Source organism: Rhodococcus sp. Chr-9, assembly GCF_000801125.1.
Lineage (GTDB): Bacteria > Actinomycetota > Actinomycetes > Mycobacteriales > Mycobacteriaceae > Rhodococcus > Rhodococcus pyridinivorans.
This window is the reverse complement of the sequence record NZ_JTIZ01000096.1, coordinates 75,952-94,337: the sequence shown is the minus strand read 5'-3', so window position 1 is coordinate 94,337 and position 18,386 is coordinate 75,952. Positions and strand designations below refer to the sequence as shown.

Here is an 18,386-nt window from a genome sequence, read left to right as displayed (position 1 = left end):
ACGATTGGTTAGGCTAACCGAAAGAGACCGCCTCGCCAAGCGCTCCGTCCTCAGCCGAATTCGAGCGCGAAATCGTCGATCTCCGACTGGTCGAGGTCGTCGAGCGTGAGGTCGGACGGTGTGAACCCGCCCGCGTCCTCGTCCGACGCGTGCCCGGCGAGCGCACGCAGCGCCGCGATCCACTCGTCGGCCAACGCCGACACTCTCTCCGCAGGAACGAGATTGGGGCTGTACCCGAACATCCCGCGCAGCACCGGCTCGGCACCGGAATCGTCGGTGAGCACACCGATCTCGACGGCGTGCGCCACGGGCATGTCGGCTTCGGTGGCCCCACCGAGCGCCGAACCCTCCGGAGCACCGGCCCACGCCTGCCCTTCGGTCTCGCCCAGCGTGAACCGGCCGAGATAGTTGAATCCGATGTCCACAGCGCCGACGCTCGCGAGTTCCGGGCCGCCCACTGGGTCGAGATGCCGCAGCATCCCGAATCCGATTCCACTGTCGGGGATCTCCCGCAGCTGTTCCTTCACGCGTTTCAGAGCGTCACCCGCGCTCGCTCCGCCGGCATACGCGTCGGCGACATCGAGTCCCGCGACGTCCAGGCGCACCGGATAGAGCGTGGTGAACCACCCCACCGTGCGCGACAGATCCGCCCCCGGAACGGCCTGTTCCTCACGGCCGTGCCCTTCGAGGTCGACCGCGACCGCCCCTTCGCCGCACACCCGCGCGGACGCCAGCGCCAATGCTGTGAGCAGGACGTCCTCGACACCGGCGTGGAACCGCTCGGGAACGGTCGTGAGCAGCGCGTCGGTGAGCTCGGAAGGAACCTCGACCTGCACCCTCGCGGTTTCTGCCATGGTGTGCCGCGTGGGATCCGGATCACCGGACGCCAGACGCACGCGTCCCGCCGGGGCGAGGATGCGCCGCCACAACGACAATTCGGATCTGCGCGCCGGCACTCCGTCGAGCAGTCCCCGCGCCCAGCGGCGCAGCGACGTGCCTGCGCGCACCGGGGCGACACCGTCGACCGCACCGGCGAGATCGGGCACCAGGATGCGCCACGACACACCGTCGACGACGAGGTGGTGCACCGCGACGAACACCCGTCCCGGCGCGTCGGGACCGGCGTCGAAGAAGATCACGCGCACGAGCGCGCCGGCGGCGGGATCGAGTTCGGCATAGGCGATCCCGGTCGCGGCGACGATCGCCTCCTGCAGGTCGACCGAGTCCGAGACGTCCACGCGGGTCACGACATCGGCGGCGTCGACGGAACCGACCGGGCGGACATCGAGCACCCGTGCCTGCGGATCGAAGACGGCCCGCAACGCGTCGTGCGTGTCGAGCAGGGCCTGGACGCCGTCGGTCAGCCGGTCAAGCGTCAGCCCTGCGGGCGCGAGGAGCAGCCGCGACTGCGCGTAGCGGGCGTACGGTCCACCACGGTCGAGCATGTCGTGGACGATCGGAGTCGCCGGGACGTCCCCGAGTGCCGCCTCGACGTCGACCGTCCCGGGCCCGTCCTCGATCTCCGCGACGCGGGCGAGTCCCGCCGGGCTGCGGTGTTCGAAGACGTGCCGCGCGGTGAACCGGATCCCGGCGGCGCGCGCCGCGGACACCAGCTGGATGGACACGATCGAATCGCCACCGAGAGCGAAGAAGTCGTCGTCGGGGCCCACGGCATCGAGTCCGAGCACCGACGCCGTCAGCTCGCACAGGCGTTGTTCGAGTTCGTCCGCCGGCAGGCGACTCTCGGTGGCCGGCGTGAAGACCGGCTCGGGAAGTGCTCTGCGGTCGATCTTTCCGTTGCGGGTGACCGGGAGCTCGTCGAGCACGACCGTGACGGCGGGGACCATGTGGTCGGGCAGCCGGTCGGCGACGTACATCCGGAGGGTGTCGGGGTCCGTCGTTCCGGCCGCGTAGGCGACGAGCCGCTTTCGACCCGGTTCGTCCTCGCGGACCACGACCGCCGCGGCACTCACCGCGGGATGGCCGCCGAGCACGGTCTCGACCTCACCGAGTTCGATGCGGAAGCCGCGGATCTTCACCTGGTCGTCGGTGCGGCCGAGGTAGTCGAGCACCGGGCCGTCGGTGCCGGAGATCCTCCAGCGCACCAGATCGCCGGTGCGGTACAGGCGCTCGCCGCCGGTGCCGAAGGGGTCGGCCACGAACCGTCCCGCGGTCTGCGCGCTCCGGCCGAGATAGCCGCGGGTGACGTGCGGGCCGCCGACGTACAGTTCGCCGGGCACGCCCGGGGGCACCTGCCGCAGGTGCGCGTCGAGGACGTACACCCGGCCGCCGTGGATCGGCGTTCCGATGTTCGGGGTGCTGCCCGGGGTGAGTACGACGCCGGTCGCGTCGACGGTGCATTCCGTCGGACCGTACATGTTGCTCACGCGCACATCGGTTTCCGCAGCGAGCTGCGACCACAGCTCACCCGGTACCGCCTCGCCGCCGAGCACCATGGACTCGGGACGGTGCGGCGCGGCGGGGTCGAGGAGCCCCTCGGTGAGCAGGCGACCGGCGAGCACCGGACCGCAATCGAGTGCGTCGATGCGGTGCCTCCGGACGTACCGGACGATCCCCTCGGCATCGGCCATGAGGTCCTCGGCGAGCACGTGCACGGTGTGGCCGCCCAGCATCGCGAGGAGAGGCTCGACGGACGAGTCGAACGCGAAGGTGTAGCTCAGCAGCACGGTGCGTCGGCGCGTCGCGGGATCGCCGACGGTACGGGTGCGCACCGTCTCCCACAGGTTCACGACACCGCGGTGCGGTACCACCACACCCTTCGGGGTGCCGGTGGATCCGGAGGTGTAGACGAGATAGGCGGTGGTGTCCGGGTGCACGTCCGGCAGGTGCACGTCCGGGCCGGGGCCGGTGATCGATCCGGCCGCGTCGACGTCGAGCACGACGCCCACACCCGCGTCGCGGAGCATGAACTCGTTCCGGTCGGCCGGTTGCTCCGGGTCGAGCACCAGATAGGCCGCTCCCGACTTCCACACGCCTAGGATCGCCGCGACCAGCACGGATTCGCGCGGAAGACTCAGTCCCACGACGTCTTCGGGACCGATCCCGTTCGCGACGAGGTGACGGGCGATCCGGTCGGACCACGCATCCAGGTCACGGAAGGTCAGACGGCTCGACGACGTGACCAGCGCGGTCTCCTCGCCGTAGCGCTCCACGGTGCGAGCGAACAGTGCGGGCAGGCTCCGCGGTCCGGAGCGATCCGGGAGCGCGGTCGCATCACCGGCGCGCAACACCTCACGCTCGGAGGCGGTGAGCAGAGCGAGCTGCGAGAGCCTCGCGTCCCGATCGGCGCACACCGCGGCGAAGGCCCGCTCGACCCGCGCGGCGAAGGCCTCGGCGGACGACTCGTCGAACAGGTCGCGGGCGTACTCGACGCGCACGCACAAACCACCGTCGGATTCCTCGATGACGCCGAAGGTGAGGTCGAACATCGCGGTGTCGTTCGCGACAAACGACGGTGTAGGCGTCAGGCCGTCGAATCCCGTGATCGCCGGCGGGCTCTGGTACTGCACCATCACCTGGAACAGGGGGTGCCGGGCCGCGCTGCGCTCGGGGTTGAGGGTCTCCACGACGCGGTCGAACGGGACGTCCTGGTGCGAGTACGCCGCGACGTCGGTGTCCTTGATCCGGGCGAGCAGCTCCCGCACCGTGGGGTCGCCCGAGAGGTCGGTGCGCAGCACCACCATGTTGACGAAGAAGCCGACGAGGTCCTCGAGTTCGGGTGCGGGCCGTCCCGCGGTGGGCGATCCGAGCGGGATGTCCTCGCCCGCGCCGCTGTGCGACAGTGCGACCGCCACCGCCGCGTGCACCATCATGAACATCGTGGTGCCGGTCGTGCGCGCGGCCTCCCGGATCGTCGCCGCGCGGTCGGCGGGGATCCGGTGCTCGACACCGCCACCCGCGTAGGAGGCCACGGTCGGGCGCGGGCGGTCGACGGGGAGGTCGAGTTCGGCCGGGAGACCGTCGAGCTCCTTGCGCCAGAACGCGAGTTGCCGTGCGGAGAGCGAGTCCTCGTCGTCCTGGTCGCCGAGGAGTTCCCGTTGCCAGATCGCGTAGTCGGCGTACTGCACGGGCAGCGGTGCAGGCTCGTGGGAGTCGCCACGTACGTGCGCGGAGTAGAAGGTGCCGAGATCGCGCAGCAGCAGCGGCGTGGACAATTCGTCGCTCGCGATGTGGTGGGCGAGCACGAGCATCACGTGCTCGTCGGGCGCCATCGTGAACAACCGGATCCGCAACGGGATCTCGCGTTCGAGATCGAACGCGTGCCGGGCCTCGGAATGCAGGCGCCCGGTGAGCGCGTCGCGGTCGACGGCCTCGACCGCGAAGGGAACTGCGACCCCGGCAACTTCTTCCACTCCGCGCACCTGCTGCATCCCCACGCCGTCGCGTTCGACGAGAACGGTGCGCAGACTCTCGTGGCGCGCGAGCACGTCGGAGACCGCCTGCCGCAGTGCATCCGGGTCGATCGGTCCGTGCAGGTCCACCGTGATGGGGACGTTGTAGGTCGGACTGGGCCCTTCCATGCGGTACATGAACCACAGCCGCTGCTGCGCATACGACAGTGGTGCAAGGGACAGGGCCGCCGGATCGTTCTCACCGCGCGGGACGAGCGCCGGTCCGGCCGGAGCGGCGGTCGGGTGGTCTCCACAGTGCGCGGCGAGCGCGACGACCTGCGGATGATCGAAGACCGTCCGGATCGGCAACTCCACACCGAGCTCGTCACGGATGCGGGCGAGCAGTGTCGCGGCGCTGAGCGAGTGCCCGCCGAGCGCGAAGAAGTCGTCGTCCGCGCCCACCGTGTCGAGACCCAGGATGTCGGCGTAGATCCGGCACAGCGTCCGTTCGGTCTCGGTCTCCGCGACGCGGGACGAGACCATCGACGAGAAGTCCGGTTCGGGCAGCGCCGTGCGGTCGAGCTTGCCGTTGGAGGTCAACGGCATCTCGTCGAGGACGACGAGGGCCGCGGGAACCATGTACCCGGGCAGGAACTCGGCGACGAGACGGCGCGCCTCGACCGGTTCGGGCACGTCCTGCCCCACGAGATAGCCGACGAGCTGCGCAGCACCGGAGGGATCGGTGCGCACCACCGTCGCCGCACGGGACACGCCGGGGATGCGCAGCAGAGCGGCGTCGACCTCACCGAGTTCGATGCGGAATCCTCGGACCTTGACCTGGTTGTCGACCCGGCCGCGGTAGACGATGCGGCCGTCCTCGGTCCACTGCACGAGGTCGCCGGTGCGGTACAGGCGGGCGTACGGACCCGAGGAGTCCTCCGAGTACGGATTCGCGACGAACCTCGTGGCGGTGAGTGCAGGCGCGTCGAGATATCCCCGGACCACACCCGGCCCGGCCACGTACAGCTCACCTTCGGTTCCGGCGGGCACGGGTGCGAGTCCCGCGTCGAGGACGTGGACGCGCAGGTTGGCGACGGGACGGCCGACGACCGGTGTCTCGGCGTCGGCGACCTCCGCGACGAGGACGTCTACGCTGCACTCGGTGGGGCCGTAGAAGTTGAAGGCCGCACCCCGGCGTTCGCGCAGGCGGCTCCACAACCGCTCGGAGACGGCGTCGCCGCCGAAACCGAGGGTGGGCACGGTGCCGTCCGGGAACAGGCCGTCGTCGACGAACTGCTCGAGCCGGCTCGGTGAGAACTCGACGAAATCCCATCCCTCGTCGAGGGCGCGGCGTGCGAGTGCCGCCGGGTCGCGCTGAGTCGCCTCGTCGACGATGTCGACGGTGTGCCCGGCGAGCATCCACAGCAACGGCTGCCACGACGCGTCGAATGCGAGCGACCAGGCCAGTCCGAGGCGGACGGATTCGCGGCCGGCCTCGCGGGCGGCACGGGTGAACACCTGGGCGCGGTGGCTGTGGAACAGGTTGACCAGCCCACGGTGGGGTACGACGACGCCCTTCGGTCTGCCGGTGGAGCCGGACGTATGGATCACGTAGGCGATCGAGTCGGGTGTCAGCGGGCCGCGCTCCGAGTCGTCGAGCGGAGCGTCGGACACGGCGTCGAGGTCGAGATCCTCGAGCACGACGCGCTTCGGCACCCCCGTCACCTCGGCGACCCGGTCGTCGGTCGTGCGGGTGGTGAGGATGCAGACGGGGTCGGTGGAGCCGAGGATGTGGGCGAGGCGTTCGAGGGGCTGATCGACGTCGAGCGGGACGTAGGCGGCGCCGGTCTCGAGGACGGCGTGGATCGCGATCAGCGCGTCGACGGTGCGGGGCAGCGCGAGGGCCACCCGCGCGTGCGGCCGGCCGAGATCGAAGCTCGAGACGAGGTGGCGGGCCAGGCGGTGCACCCGCGCGCCGAACTGTGCGTAGGTGAGCGTCACATGGGCGTCCGCCGCTGCCGGTGCGTCGGGGGCCGCCTCGATCCTCTCCCGCAGCAGGTCGACGAGGGTCAGGCCGGGGTCGAACGGGATGTCCGGGCTGCGGCTCCAGTCGTCGAGGATCGTCCGTCGCTCGTCGGCGGTCAGGACGGACACCTGCGCGAGCGGGGTGTGCAGATCCCGCTCGGCCACCGAACCGAACAGCATCTCCAGCCGCTCGGTGTGGATCGTCAGATCCGCCTCGCTGTAGACGTCGGCGTCGACGTCGACGAACACTTCGAGTCCGGCACTGCCGTCGAGGGGCCGCACGGTGACCATGAAGTCCTGCAGGGGTCCTCGGGCGACCGAGTGCACGGCCGCACGCATGTCGCCGAACCGGAGCGAGTCGCCGAACGGTTTGACGTTGACCGACGGGCCGATGACGCCGCGGGATCCGGTCGGTAGTCGCAGGTCGCGCTGTATGTCCTCGGTGCGGTAACGATAGTGGTTGCGGCACAGCGCCACTCCGTCGCGCACCTGCGCGACGAGCTCGACGAGCGTGGCCGATGCGGTCGGATTCAGGCGCAGCGGAACGACATTGACCGCGGTGATCGGCACCCGCAGTGCGGCGCTGCCGAGCCGGTTCATGACGGGGAAACCGAGCGTGAGGTCCTCGCGGCCGGTAACTCCGCGCAGGTAGGCGGCGACGAGCGCGGTGACCGCGTCACCCCAACTCGCGCCGACCTCCTTGCCGAGAGCCACCAGACCGCGCTGCCGGTCGGCGTCGAGGGTGAAGCGCGTGCCACGGGAGCGCCGCGCGATGCCACCCGGGCCGGTCCGCAGGGCGACCGCTTCGTCCACGCCGTCGAGGTACGCGTTCCAGAAGTCACGGTCTGCGTCGAAGTCGGCCGAGTCGCGATAGTCCGATTCTTCCCGTATCACCGATTCGACCGAATCGAACCGTGCGGCAGCAACTTCCGTACCGGCGACCGCGGCGCTGTAGCGCTCGGCGATGCGCCGGTTGAACAGCGAGAACCCGAAGGCGTCGAGGACGATGTGATGGGCACGCAGGTAGAGCAGGACGTGATCGTCGGCGAGTCGCAGGACCGCGGCCCGGACGCACGGATCCACCGACAGGTCGACGGGCCGCTCGAGGTCGCGCGCCATCCACTCGTGGGCCGCCTGCCAGGGGTCCGCCGCGGAGGTGAAGTCGACGGTCGGGGCGAGATCGAGTGTGCGCGCACCGGGAATCCGGACGACTGTACCGTCGGCGAGGGTCTCGAACCCCGCGACCAGCACCTCGGCCTCGGATGCCGCCTTGGAAACCGCTGTGACCAGCGCTTCCTCGTCGACCGCGCCTCGCAGTTCGATGCATTCCGAGGTGTTGAACAGCGGGTTGTCGGGGTTCAGTTGCTGGGCGAACCATACGCCCGACTGTGCGCGCGACAGAGCGAGCCGTGAGGCGTCCGGTCCGGCTAGGGGCACTGGAGATCCTCTTTCCTTCGATCGAAACGATTGGCTGGGAACGGAATCCGCTGATGTGCGCGCTGCGGCGCCGGAGGGCACAGTACCAAAGGTTAGGCTTACCGTATATGTTGCTCAGTGATCGTGTGTCCTGTGGCGCGGTCCTGCCAGCAGACCTCCTCAACCGGAAGGTACGAGAATGCAAGTGCCGGTCCTCGGCGCAACCGCTACCGACCGGGCCGAGCGGCCCGTCGCGCACCCGTTCGTCCTGTCCCGCCCGCACGGCACGGTGATCGCCGAAGGCGTGAGCGAACACTTCGACCGCGCGTCCGCCGCCGCCGACGCCCTGCGCACCGGACAGGTCGCCGCGATCGTCGGAGCACTGCCCTTCGCACCCGACGGTCCGGCCGCACTGACCGCTCCGAACACACTCCATCACTCCCCCGCGCACTACGACGCACCGGCCGCCGACCTGCCCCCGATCACGATCACGGGCGCATTGCCGTCGGAAGACGAGCACATCGATCGGGTCGAGACCGTACTGCGCCTGCTCCGCTCGGACGACAACGACCTTCTCAAGGTGGTCCTGGCCCGGGCACTCGCCCTGCGCGCCGACCGGCCCGTCACCCCGCACGACCTCCTCGTCGCTCTCACGCGAAACGATCCGCTGCACAACGGCTTCCTCGTCGACCTCACAGCAGCCGGTGGCGTGTGGACGGGACGTCACCTGGTTGGGTCGAGCCCGGAGGTGCTCGTGCGCCGTCGCGGAGATCGGGTCACCGCTCACCCCCTCGCCGGATCCGCACCGCGGCATTGCGACCCCGGGATCGATCGGGCGACGGCCGACAGGCTCGCCGGCTCCGCGAAGAACCTCGCCGAGCACGCGCACGTGATCGATGCGATCCGCGCCGCGCTCGAACCGTTGTGTGTCGACCTCGACATCCCCGAGCAGCCGACCGTGACGAGCACGCGCCAGCTGTGGCATCTCGGCACTCCCATCGAGGGTCGCCTGCACGATCCGGGTGTCACGGCCCTCGATCTCGCACTCGCGGTGCACCCCACCCCCGCGATCTGCGGCACGCCGACCGCGGCCGCCCGCGATCTGATCCTCGCGACCGAGGGTGACCGGGGCTTCTACGCCGGTGCCCTCGGATGGTGCGACGCCGCGGGCGACGGCGAATGGTTGGTCACGATCCGCTGCGCCGTCCTCGATGCCGACGGTGTCGGGCTCACGGCCTACGCCGGGGGCGGTATCGTCGCCGACTCCGACCCTGCCGACGAACTGGCCGAGACGACCGTCAAGTTCGGCACCGTCCTCGATGCACTGGGAGTACTCCGATGACCGAGGCCGCACCATCCCCCGTCACGCTCGTCGTCGGAGCCGCGCAGGGTATCGGCCGCGCGACCGCCGAGGCCCTGGCGCGTGCCGGTCACCGTCTCGTGCTCGCCGACCGCAACGCCGAAGGACTGCGCAAGACTGTCGCGCTGCTCGGCGGCTCCGTCCCCACCTACCCCGTCGACATCCGCGACCACGACGCCGTCGCCTACCTCGTCGAGAACATCGAATCCGAGCACGGACCGATCGAGCATCTCGCGCACGTCGCAGGTGTCTTCACCACGGGCTCGGTGCTCGACTCCGATCCCGAGGACTGGCAGCACATGTACGACGTCAACGTCACCGGCCTGCTGTCGGTCCTGCGTTCGGTCGGACGGGCCATGCGGGAGCGGAGGTCGGGTTCGATCGTCGTCGTCGGATCGAACTCCGCGGGCGTGCCACGCATGGGCATGGGCGCCTACGGATCGTCCAAGGCCGCGTCCACGATGATCGTCCGGATCCTCGGACTCGAGCTGGCGCAATACGGGATCCGCGCCAACATCGTCGCGCCGGGTTCCACCGACACCGCCATGCAGCGCTCGCTGTGGGAGGACCCCAACGACGACGCCGGCGCACGCAGCGCCATCGAAGGTGACCTGTCGCAGTTCAAGGTCGGCATCCCCCTCGGCCGCATCGCCGAGCCCGCCGACATCGCCGAGGCCATCGAGTTCCTGCTGTCCGATCGTGCTCGTCACATCACCATGCAGGCGCTCTACATCGACGGCGGCGCCACCCTCCGCGCCTGACCGACAGACCTGCATCGACCCTGATCCCGAAAGGAAACGTTCCGTGACAACCGGTTTCGAGCGCACGCCGCTCGCCGACACCGCCCGCTACCCCGAGGAGTTCGCCGAGCGGTATCGCGCAGCCGGTTACTGGACGAACGAGACCTTCGGCGAATTCCTCCCGGCCCGCGCCGCCCGGTTCGCCGGTCGCATCGCCGTCGTCGGACACGACGCGACGGGCACCTGGCGGCGCATCACCTACCGCGAACTCGACGACGCCTCGGCCCGCGTCGCCGCCGGTCTCGCCGACCTCGGGGTCCGGAAGGGCGACCGAGTAGTCCTGCAGTTGCCGAACATCGTCGAGTACACCGAAGTGCTCTTCGCGGTCTTCCGCCTCGGTGCGCTCCCCGTCTTCTCCCTGCCCGCGCACCGCGCGTCGGAGATCGGCTACTTCTGCCGGTTCAGCGACGCCGCAGCGTACGTGATCGCCGCCGAACACGGCGGATTCGACTACCGCGTGCTCGCCCGGCAGGTCGCCTCCGAGATGGAGAATCCGCCGGTGGTCGTGGTCGCCGGTGAGGCCGAGGAATTCACTGCGCTCGGGTCGTTGCGCGACCGCGAAGCGGCGCCGATCACGGAGAACGACGCCGGAAACGTTGCCTTCCTGCAGCTGTCGGGTGGCACGACCGGAACGTCGAAGCTCATCCCCCGCACCCACGCCGATTACCTGTACTCCGTGCGCGAATCCGCGGTGATCTGCGGAGTGGACGAGAACACCCGCATGCTGGTCGCGCTGCCGGCGGCGCACAACTTCCCGATGAGCTCGCCGGGCATCCTCGGTGTGCTGCACGCCGGCGGCACCGTCGTCCTCGCTCCGGATCCGAGCCCCGACACCGCGTTCGCCCTCATCGAGAGCGAGGGCGTGACGATGGCGTCGCTCGTCCCGCCCCTCGCGCAGGCGTGGCTGTCGGCGCGGGCCCGCACCGAACGCGACCTGTCGTCGCTCGAGGTGCTGCAGGTCGGTGGTGCGAAGTTCCCGGCCGAGGCCGCCAAACGCGTTCGCACCGAACTCGGCTGCACGCTGCAGCAGGTCTTCGGTATGGCGGAGGGTCTCGTCAACTACACCCGGCTCGACGACGACGAGGACACCATCGTCACCACCCAGGGCCGGCCGATCAGCCCCGACGACGAGATCCGCGTCGTCGACGATACGGACGAGCCCGTCGCCGCGGGCACCACCGGCCACCTGCTCACCCGCGGCCCGTACACGATCCGGGGCTACTACAATGCGCCGGAACACAATTCGATGGCATTCACCCCGGACGGCTTCTACCGCACCGGCGACATCGTCCGGCTCACCGAGCACGGCTACATCGTCGTCGAGGGACGCGCGAAGGACCAGATCAATCGCGGTGGCGAGAAGATCGCGGCCGAGGAGGTCGAGAATCATCTGATCGCGCACCCGGCCGTGCTCGACGCGGCGGTGGTGTCGATGCCCGACAAGTATCTCGGCGAGCGCACCTGCGCCTTCGTCGTCACCGAGGGGGAAGCGCCGAAGGCCCTCGCGCTCAAGAAGTTCCTGAGGGAGCGAGGGCTGGCCGAGTACAAGATCCCCGACAAGGTGCAGTTCGTCGACGCCTTCCCGGTCACGGGAGTGGGCAAGATCAGCCGGAACGAACTGCGGCGCGCCCTCGCGGCCACTCTGAAGGACTGATCTCGCTCCGCGACGACGGGATGACTTCACCCCGTTCGGCTCGAGCGTCGAGGATTGCGTAGCGGCCACCGCGGGCGACGAGGTCGTCGTGCGTTCCGCGTTCGACGATGTGGCCCCGGTCGAGGACCACGATCTCGTCGGCGTTCCGCACGGTCGAGAGCCGGTGCGCGATGGTGATGGTCGTGCGTCCGCTGCGCGCGGCGTCGAGGGCCTGCTGCACGGCGTGCTCGGTGTCGTTGTCGAGGGCGCTGGTCGCCTCGTCGAGCACGAGGACACGCGGGTCGCGCAGGAGCGTGCGGGCGATCGCCAGTCGCTGTTTCTCACCACCCGAGAAGCGGTATCCGCGGGCGCCGACGACGGTGTCGTAGCCGTCCGGCAGCGAGACGATCAGGTCGTGGATGTGTGCGGCGCGGGCCGCGGCCTCGATCTCGTCGTCGGTCGCGTCCGGCTTCGCGTAGCGCAGGTTCTCCCGGACGGTCGCGTGGAGGAGGTAGGTCTCCTGCGACACCACGCCGACCAGTCCGGCGAGATCGGCGAGCCTCATGTCGCGCAGGTCGACACCGTCGATGCTCACGCGTCCCTCGACCGGGTCGTACAGTCGTGCGACGAGCGAGCCGAGCGTGGTCTTGCCCGAGCCGGTCTCGCCGACGAGCGCGACCTGCGCCCCCGCCGGGACGTCGAGATCGATGCCGTCGAGGGCGTTGCGGTGCGCTCCTTCGTAGCGGAAGCTCACGTTCTCGAACCGCACCCGGCCGGCGACGGTCGCAGGGTCGACGGGCACCGGATCGCGCGGGTCGTCGATATCGACCGGAAGGTCGAGGTATTCGAAGATGCGGCTGAACAGGGCCAGCGAACTGGTGACGGAGACACCGACGTCGAGCAGGCTCATCAGCGGCCGGAACAGCGCGCCCTGCAAGCCGGTGAAGGCCACCAGGGTGCCGATCGTCATGCCGCCCGAGGTGGCCGGCAGACCGGCGACGAGATAGAGGACGGCGGGGATCGCCGCGAAGACGATGTTCATCGTGGCCATGCGCCAGCGGCCGGACAACTGCGCGTGCACCTCGAGATCGGCGAGTTCCTCCGACGTGCGGGCGAACTTGTCGGACAGTGCTGGGCCGGTGCCCAGCGTCTTGACGAGCAGCACGCCGCTGACCGACAGTCCTTCGTCGATCTGCGACTGCATGTCGGCGAGGCGCCGTTGCTGACGGGCGGTGACGGCGCGGCGCATGAGCGCGACCCGGCGCGTGAGCCAGATGGCCGGCGGGAGCACGATCAGGGAGAGCAGGGCCAGTCGCCAGCTGAGGACCGCCATGGCGATCGCCGTGCCGACGACGGTGGTGACGTTGGACGCCAGTGAGGTCGCGGTGTTGGTGACCACGGACTGCATGCCACCGATGTCGTTGGTCAGCCGCGACTGGATCTCACCGCCGCGGGTGCGGGTGAAGAAATTCAGCGACTGTCGCTGCAGGTGGGAGAAGACCCGGGTACGCAGACCGTGCATGACGTTCTGGCCGACGGTCGTGGAGATCCAGGCCTGGACGACGGACAGGAGCGAGCTCGCGACGGTGACGGCCAGCATGCCGCCGACGGCCCACAACAGCAGGCTCACGTTCTGGTGCGGGATGGCATCGTCGATGACGGCGCGGACGAGGAAGGGCGTCGCGAGGGAGATCACCGACGAGGCGATGATGAGCGCGACGACGAGGGTGATCTTCCACCGATAGGGCGCGAAGAGGGCGCCGATACGGCGCAGGCTCACCGGGGCCTCGCGGAGCTGCTCGAGATCCTTCTTGTCGATCCTGCCGCGGCTGCCCGGCTTGCCGCCGAGAGTGGGTGGGGGCTGCATCATGTGCGCCACCTCGATTCGTGGTTCGTGACTCGTACTTGTTGAGGTTGCCTCATTGAGTGTTAACCGTCAAGTGAGGTAATGTGACCACCATGCCGGATTCACCCGTCGCACTGCGCGATCTCCTCCTCACCACCACGCGTACGCTGCGCCGACGCTGGCACGACCTCCTCCAGCCGTGGGGATTGTCACCCCACGAGTACCGGGCGCTCGACGTCATCGGACGCGCCGACGACCCGATCCGCCTCGGCGTCGTGGCCAAGGAACTGCGCATCGTCCCCCGCTCGGCCACCGAGGTCGTCGACCGCCTGGAGTCGCGGGGTCTCACCGAGCGACTCCCCGATCCCGCCGACCGACGCGCGGTCTGCGTGCGACTGACCGACGAGGGCCGCAGGATCCGGGCCGAACTGGCCTCGGCCCGCGATGCCGACGCCGTCGAGATGTTCGACCGGCTCGACGCCGCGGAACGCGCACGACTGTCCGATCTGCTGCACAAACTCGTCGACGACCGGCCGCGCTGATCCCTTCCGGTTCCGGGTACTCACATTTCCGACGGCGGCGACGTCTTCCCTACGAGTGTCCGTGCCGATCGAGGAGAGCCCTGTGAAGACCATCGACAGTCTGCAGTCGCGCGTCGACGCACTGAACCTGCCCGAGCTGACGAGCGAGCTCGACGAGAACGGCTGCGCCCTCACCGGGCCGCTGTTGAGCGACGACGAATGCACCGAACTCGCGGCCCTGTGGGACGACGACGCCCGCTTCCGCACCACGGTCGACATGAGCCGCTACGGGTACGGGCACGGCACCTACAAGTACTTCGGCTCACCCGTCCCCGACGCCGTCGCACACCTGCGCTCGGCGTTCTACCGGCAGCTGCTCCCCGTCGCGCGCTCGTGGGCCGAACGCCTCGGCGATCCGGCACCCTGGCCCGACGACTTCGACGACTGGCTCGACATGTGCCACGCGGCCGGCCAGACCGACCCCACCCCGCTGATGCTGCGCTACACCACCGGCGACTGGAACGCCCTGCATCGCGATCTCTACGGCGACCTCGTGTTCCCACTGCAGGTCGTGATCGGGCTCGACCGGGCGGGCGTCGACTACACCGGCGGCGAGTTCCTGTTGGTCGAACAACGGCCCCGCGCGCAGTCGCGGGGCACCGTCACCGTGCTCGAGCAAGGCCACGCGCTGATCTTCACCACCCGCGACCGACCGATCCGGTCGGCGCGCGGATGGTCGCGGGCGCCGGTCCGGCACGGCGTGAGCACCGTCCGATCGGGCCTGCGTCGCACGCTCGGCTTGGTACTGCACGACGCCGTCTGAGCGTCCTCGGTGCTACCCGACGCGACCTACGCCGCTTCAGCGTTCGAAGATCCGCCTCGGATTGTCCACGAGCATCGTGGTGATCTGCTCGTCGGTCACGCCCCGTTCGCGCAGGGCCGGCAGCACCTCGTCGCTGATGTGGTTGTAGTTCCAGTTGGGCACGGCGGTGTGCTTCACGTCGTGCGGGAACCAGTCGATGAAGCACGACGCATCGTGCGAGAGCACCATGCGCTCGGTGTAACCGGCCTCCACGAGCGCGACCACCGTGTCGACGCGCTGCTCGAACGGCAACAGCAGATCGAGGCCGAAGCGGTCCATCCCGAGAATCGAACCGGCGTCGGCAATGCGACGCAGGTAGTCCAGATCGGTCGAATCACCGCTGTGCCCGATCACCACCTTGGTGAGGTCGACACCTTCCTCCGCGAGCACCCGCTGCGCCACCTGCCCCGACCCGGTATGCGGATTGGTGTGCACCGTGATCGGCACACCGGTCTCGACGTGCGCCTGCCCCACCGCTCGCATCACGCGCTCGACGCCCGGCGTGAGTCCCGGAATCTCGATGGCGCACTTGAGCATTCCTGCACGCACCCCCGTGCCGGCGATGCCCTCGCGGATGTCTTTCACGAACAGTTCGGTGAGCGGCTCCGGTCCGTCCACCAGCAACCCCGGCCCGACGTTGTGGAACTGGAACGGCAGGTCGTTGTAGGTGTACAGGCCCGTCGCGACGACGATGGAGATGTCCACCCGTTCGGCGACGCGCTGGATGCGCGGAATGTACCGGCCGAGACCGACCACCGTGGGATCGACGATCGTGTCGATGCCGCGCTCCGACAACGCCTTCAACTTCGCGACCGCGTCGTCGACGCGTTCGTCCTCGTCCCACGGGCTCGGGTAGTCGGGAAAGTTGGTGCGGATCTCCTCGCCGAGTACGAAGACGTGCTCGTGCATGAGGACTCTGCCCAGACGGCCCGTGTCGAGAGGGCCGCGAACGGTGTCGACGGATGTCATGACCGGTGACGCTAGGACACCAACGTGGGCAGGGGCAATCGATTTCACGAATCGGTGGGAGTCGACTCCTCGAGGGCCTGACGGTAGCGACGCATGCCGCGCAGCCACCGGTCGTAGTCGGCGCCCTTGTTCCGGTACATCTCGAGGACCTCCGGGTGCGGAAGGATCAGGAAGTGCTCCTCCTCCATTGCCGCGAACACCGTCTCCGCGACGTCGACGGGTTCGAGCACCGCACCGGCGGTCGTGACGGCCCGGGTGGCGAGTTCACCGAGTGCGTGCCCGGATGCGTCCCCCGAGTACAGCAGAGGTGTGTTGACGCCCATCGGGCACAGGCAGCTCACCCTCACACCCTTGTCGCCGTAGGTCACCGACAGCCACTCGGCGAAACCGACGGCCGCGTGCTTGGTGACCGAGTAGGTGGCCGAGCCGATCTGTGTGAGCAGGCCGGCCGCCGACGCCGTGCTGACGAAATAGCCCTCGCCACGTTCGACCCATCGGGGTACCAGCAGTCGCGCCGCACGGATGTGTGCGCGCAGGTTGACGTCGAAGGACTGCTCCCAGACCGAGTCCTCGATCTCCAGGCCGGGCACACCGGTGACACCCGCGTTGGCGAAGTACAGGTCCACGGGACCGAACTCCGCTTCGGCGCGCTCGACGAGGCCGCGGATGTGTTCGTCGTCGGAGACGTCCGCCGCCACCGCGACGGCGCTCCCCGGCGTCTCCTCCTCGAGCGTCGCGACGACGCGCTGCGCCGCGTGTTCGTCGAGGTCGGCGACCACCACTCGTGCACCTCGCTCGACGAGGCCGGCAGCGATGGCGCCGCCGATTCCGCCGCCCCCGCCTGTCACGACGGCCACTCTGCCTTCGACCTTCATCGCTGATACCTCCCCGTCGAATCGCAGTGCCGTCCCGTGCGGCACAGTTGGTACTGAACCTGTCTACACGTATCACCGGCTGTAGGTACCGCTCACACGCACGGAGGTCGAGCACCCGGGATGGACGAATTGTTCTCCGTCTCCCGTCCGCGACGCGAGATCGCGCCGGGCGCCGTGCATGTGCCCGACTGGCTCGACCCGGGCGAACAGCGCGAGCTCGTCGAGCTGTGTCGTGATTGGGCGCGCCCGCCGGCGCCGATGCGGCACACCCTGCTTCCGGGTGGCGGACGGATGTCGGTGAGCACGGTGTGCCTCGGATGGCACTGGTCGCCGTACCGCTACACCCGCACCGCGGTCGATGTCGACGACGCTCCCGTTCCGCCGCTTCCCGACCGGCTCGTCGAACTCGGGCGGCGTGCCGTCGCCGATGCCTACGACGATCCGGCGGCCGGGAGCGGGTACGAGCCCGATACCGCTCTGATCAATTTCTACGACCGCGACGCGCGGATGGGGATGCATCAGGACAAGGACGAGCGGGTGAGCGCGCCGATCGTGTCGCTCAGTCTCGGGGATGCCTGCTTGTTCCGGTTCGGCAACACCCAGTCGCGCGGCCGGCCGTACACCGACGTGTGTCTCGAGTCCGGCGATCTGTTCGTCTTCGGCGGTCCGTCGCGGTTCGCCTATCACGGGGTGCCGGTCGTGTATCCGGACACCGGCAGTTCCCGCTGCGGACTCACCGCGGGGCGCCTCAACATCACCCTGCGGAGTACCGGACTTGCTTGATCGAACCGCTCGAAAATTCCGAACGTTCGGTCTGTGACTTTGTAACCAACTACACTCGGAGTAGCGTTTCGCCGACGAGAAATACGTCAAATCGGACGATGTTCTCGTGCGGTAGTCATCGGTGTCGGGGTCGATCACAGGAGACTGCCATGCCCGACTTCGCTTGTCGTCGTGTCCTGGCGATCATCGCAGGACTCGCCCTCGGCCTGACCGGACCCGTCGTCGCCGCCGCCACTGACGGCACCGCGCCCACCGCCGGCGCGGAGACCTTCCGTCCGTGCCCGGAGCGGTTCGTCATCGCGGTCGACGGAACCCGCAACATCGACACCCCGGATTCGATCGATCCCGATTCACCCCTCGCGAAGATCTCGGCGCGGTACGCGGCACCCGGCACGGTGGTCGAGCACATCCGCTATCCCGCCGTCGTGGTTCCGGTGCCGGAGTCCGGGTCGAGCGAGGGATCGGGGCGACTCGCGTACGACGAGTCCAAGAGGATCGGGCATCAGCGCCTGCGCGAGACGATCACCGTCCGGCACGGTTCGTGCCCCGACAGCGAGCTCGTCGTCCTCGGTTACTCGCAGGGCGCGTCGATCGCCGGCGACGTCCTCGCCGAGATCGCGGCCGACGGTTCGGTGCCGCCGGAGCGGATCAGCGGTGTGCTGTACTCCGACCCGCGTGACACCCGGGGAGTCGAAACGCTGTTCCCGGGCGAGGTCGTCCCGGGCATCACGCTCGGTGGCGGTCGCGACGACTTCGGCACGATCGCCGTCGAACGGATCTGCATCGAGGGCGACGCGGTCTGCGACGGCGTGACACCGGAGGAGAGCGAAGGGTGGTTGGGCGAGAACGTCACCGGCTACCTGAGGCTGCACACGACCTATCCCGACTACGACCCGTGAGGATCGTCGCACCCGGGAGAACCCGGGCCGGGATATACCGGTTCG

Annotated in this window: 11 protein-coding genes; 7 read left to right on the top strand and 4 right to left on the bottom strand. The window is 69.2% G+C overall.

Going from position 1 to position 18,386, the window contains the following annotated elements; all coding sequences use genetic code 11:
* Positions 1–50: 50 nt before the first annotated feature.
* Complete coding sequence (locus QR64_RS14600; protein WP_039585885.1) at positions 51–7,814, bottom strand: non-ribosomal peptide synthetase; 7,764 nt, start codon at positions 7,812–7,814, stop codon at positions 51–53.
* Positions 7,815–7,992: 178 nt separating this feature from the next.
* Between QR64_RS14600 and QR64_RS14595 the strand changes: the two genes are divergently transcribed.
* The 3 genes from QR64_RS14595 to QR64_RS14585 are packed head-to-tail and all read left to right on the top strand — an operon-like array spanning position 7,993 to position 11,607.
* Positions 7,993–9,135 (top strand): isochorismate synthase MenF, encoded by a 1,143-nt coding sequence (locus tag QR64_RS14595; RefSeq protein ID WP_039585883.1) that lies wholly within the window; start codon positions 7,993–7,995, stop codon positions 9,133–9,135.
* The gene (locus QR64_RS14590; protein ID WP_006551845.1) at positions 9,132–9,914 is read left to right on the top strand and encodes a 2,3-dihydro-2,3-dihydroxybenzoate dehydrogenase; all 783 of its coding nucleotides are present in this window, start codon (positions 9,132–9,134) and stop codon (positions 9,912–9,914) included. Before QR64_RS14595 ends, QR64_RS14590 begins: the two co-directional genes overlap by 4 nt.
* A 43-nt stretch (positions 9,915–9,957) precedes the next feature.
* Positions 9,958–11,607 (top strand): (2,3-dihydroxybenzoyl)adenylate synthase, encoded by a 1,650-nt coding sequence (locus tag QR64_RS14585; RefSeq protein WP_033096846.1) that lies wholly within the window; start codon positions 9,958–9,960, stop codon positions 11,605–11,607.
* On the opposite strand, the gene QR64_RS14580 is transcribed toward QR64_RS14585, so the two are convergent.
* A complete protein-coding gene (locus tag QR64_RS14580) occupies positions 11,558–13,456 on the bottom strand; it encodes an ABC transporter ATP-binding protein (protein WP_039585905.1) in 1,899 nt (632 codons plus the stop codon). The genes QR64_RS14585 and QR64_RS14580 overlap by 50 nt on opposite strands.
* 89 nt (positions 13,457–13,545) lie before the next feature.
* Here QR64_RS14580 and QR64_RS14575 point away from each other — a divergent pair, with 89 nt between their 5' ends.
* Together QR64_RS14575 and QR64_RS14570 are read left to right on the top strand one after the other, a co-directional pair.
* Entirely contained in the window at positions 13,546–13,974 is a 429-nt protein-coding gene (locus QR64_RS14575) for a MarR family winged helix-turn-helix transcriptional regulator (RefSeq protein ID WP_039585904.1), read from the top strand.
* 82 nt (positions 13,975–14,056) lie between these two features.
* Entirely contained in the window at positions 14,057–14,776 is a 720-nt protein-coding gene (locus QR64_RS14570; protein ID WP_019290045.1) for a 2OG-Fe(II) oxygenase, read from the top strand.
* A gap of 36 nt (positions 14,777–14,812) precedes the next feature.
* Here QR64_RS14570 and QR64_RS14565 read toward each other — a convergent pair whose 3' ends face one another.
* Complete coding sequence (locus tag QR64_RS14565; RefSeq protein WP_039585881.1) at positions 14,813–15,784, bottom strand: phosphotriesterase; 972 nt, start codon at positions 15,782–15,784, stop codon at positions 14,813–14,815.
* 44 nt (positions 15,785–15,828) lie between these two features.
* The gene (locus tag QR64_RS14560) at positions 15,829–16,659 is read right to left on the bottom strand and encodes an SDR family oxidoreductase (protein WP_006551851.1); all 831 of its coding nucleotides are present in this window, start codon (positions 16,657–16,659) and stop codon (positions 15,829–15,831) included.
* 120 nt (positions 16,660–16,779) lie between these two features.
* Between QR64_RS14560 and QR64_RS14555 the strand changes: the two genes are divergently transcribed.
* Positions 16,780–17,442, top strand: a complete 663-nt coding sequence (locus QR64_RS14555; protein ID WP_039585878.1) for an alpha-ketoglutarate-dependent dioxygenase AlkB family protein — start codon at positions 16,780–16,782, stop codon at positions 17,440–17,442.
* Between the two features lie 149 nt (positions 17,443–17,591).
* Positions 17,592–18,341, top strand: coding sequence for a cutinase family protein (locus QR64_RS14550; protein WP_052227314.1), 750 nt, complete (start codon positions 17,592–17,594; stop codon positions 18,339–18,341).
* Positions 18,342–18,386: the final 45 nt, after the last annotated feature.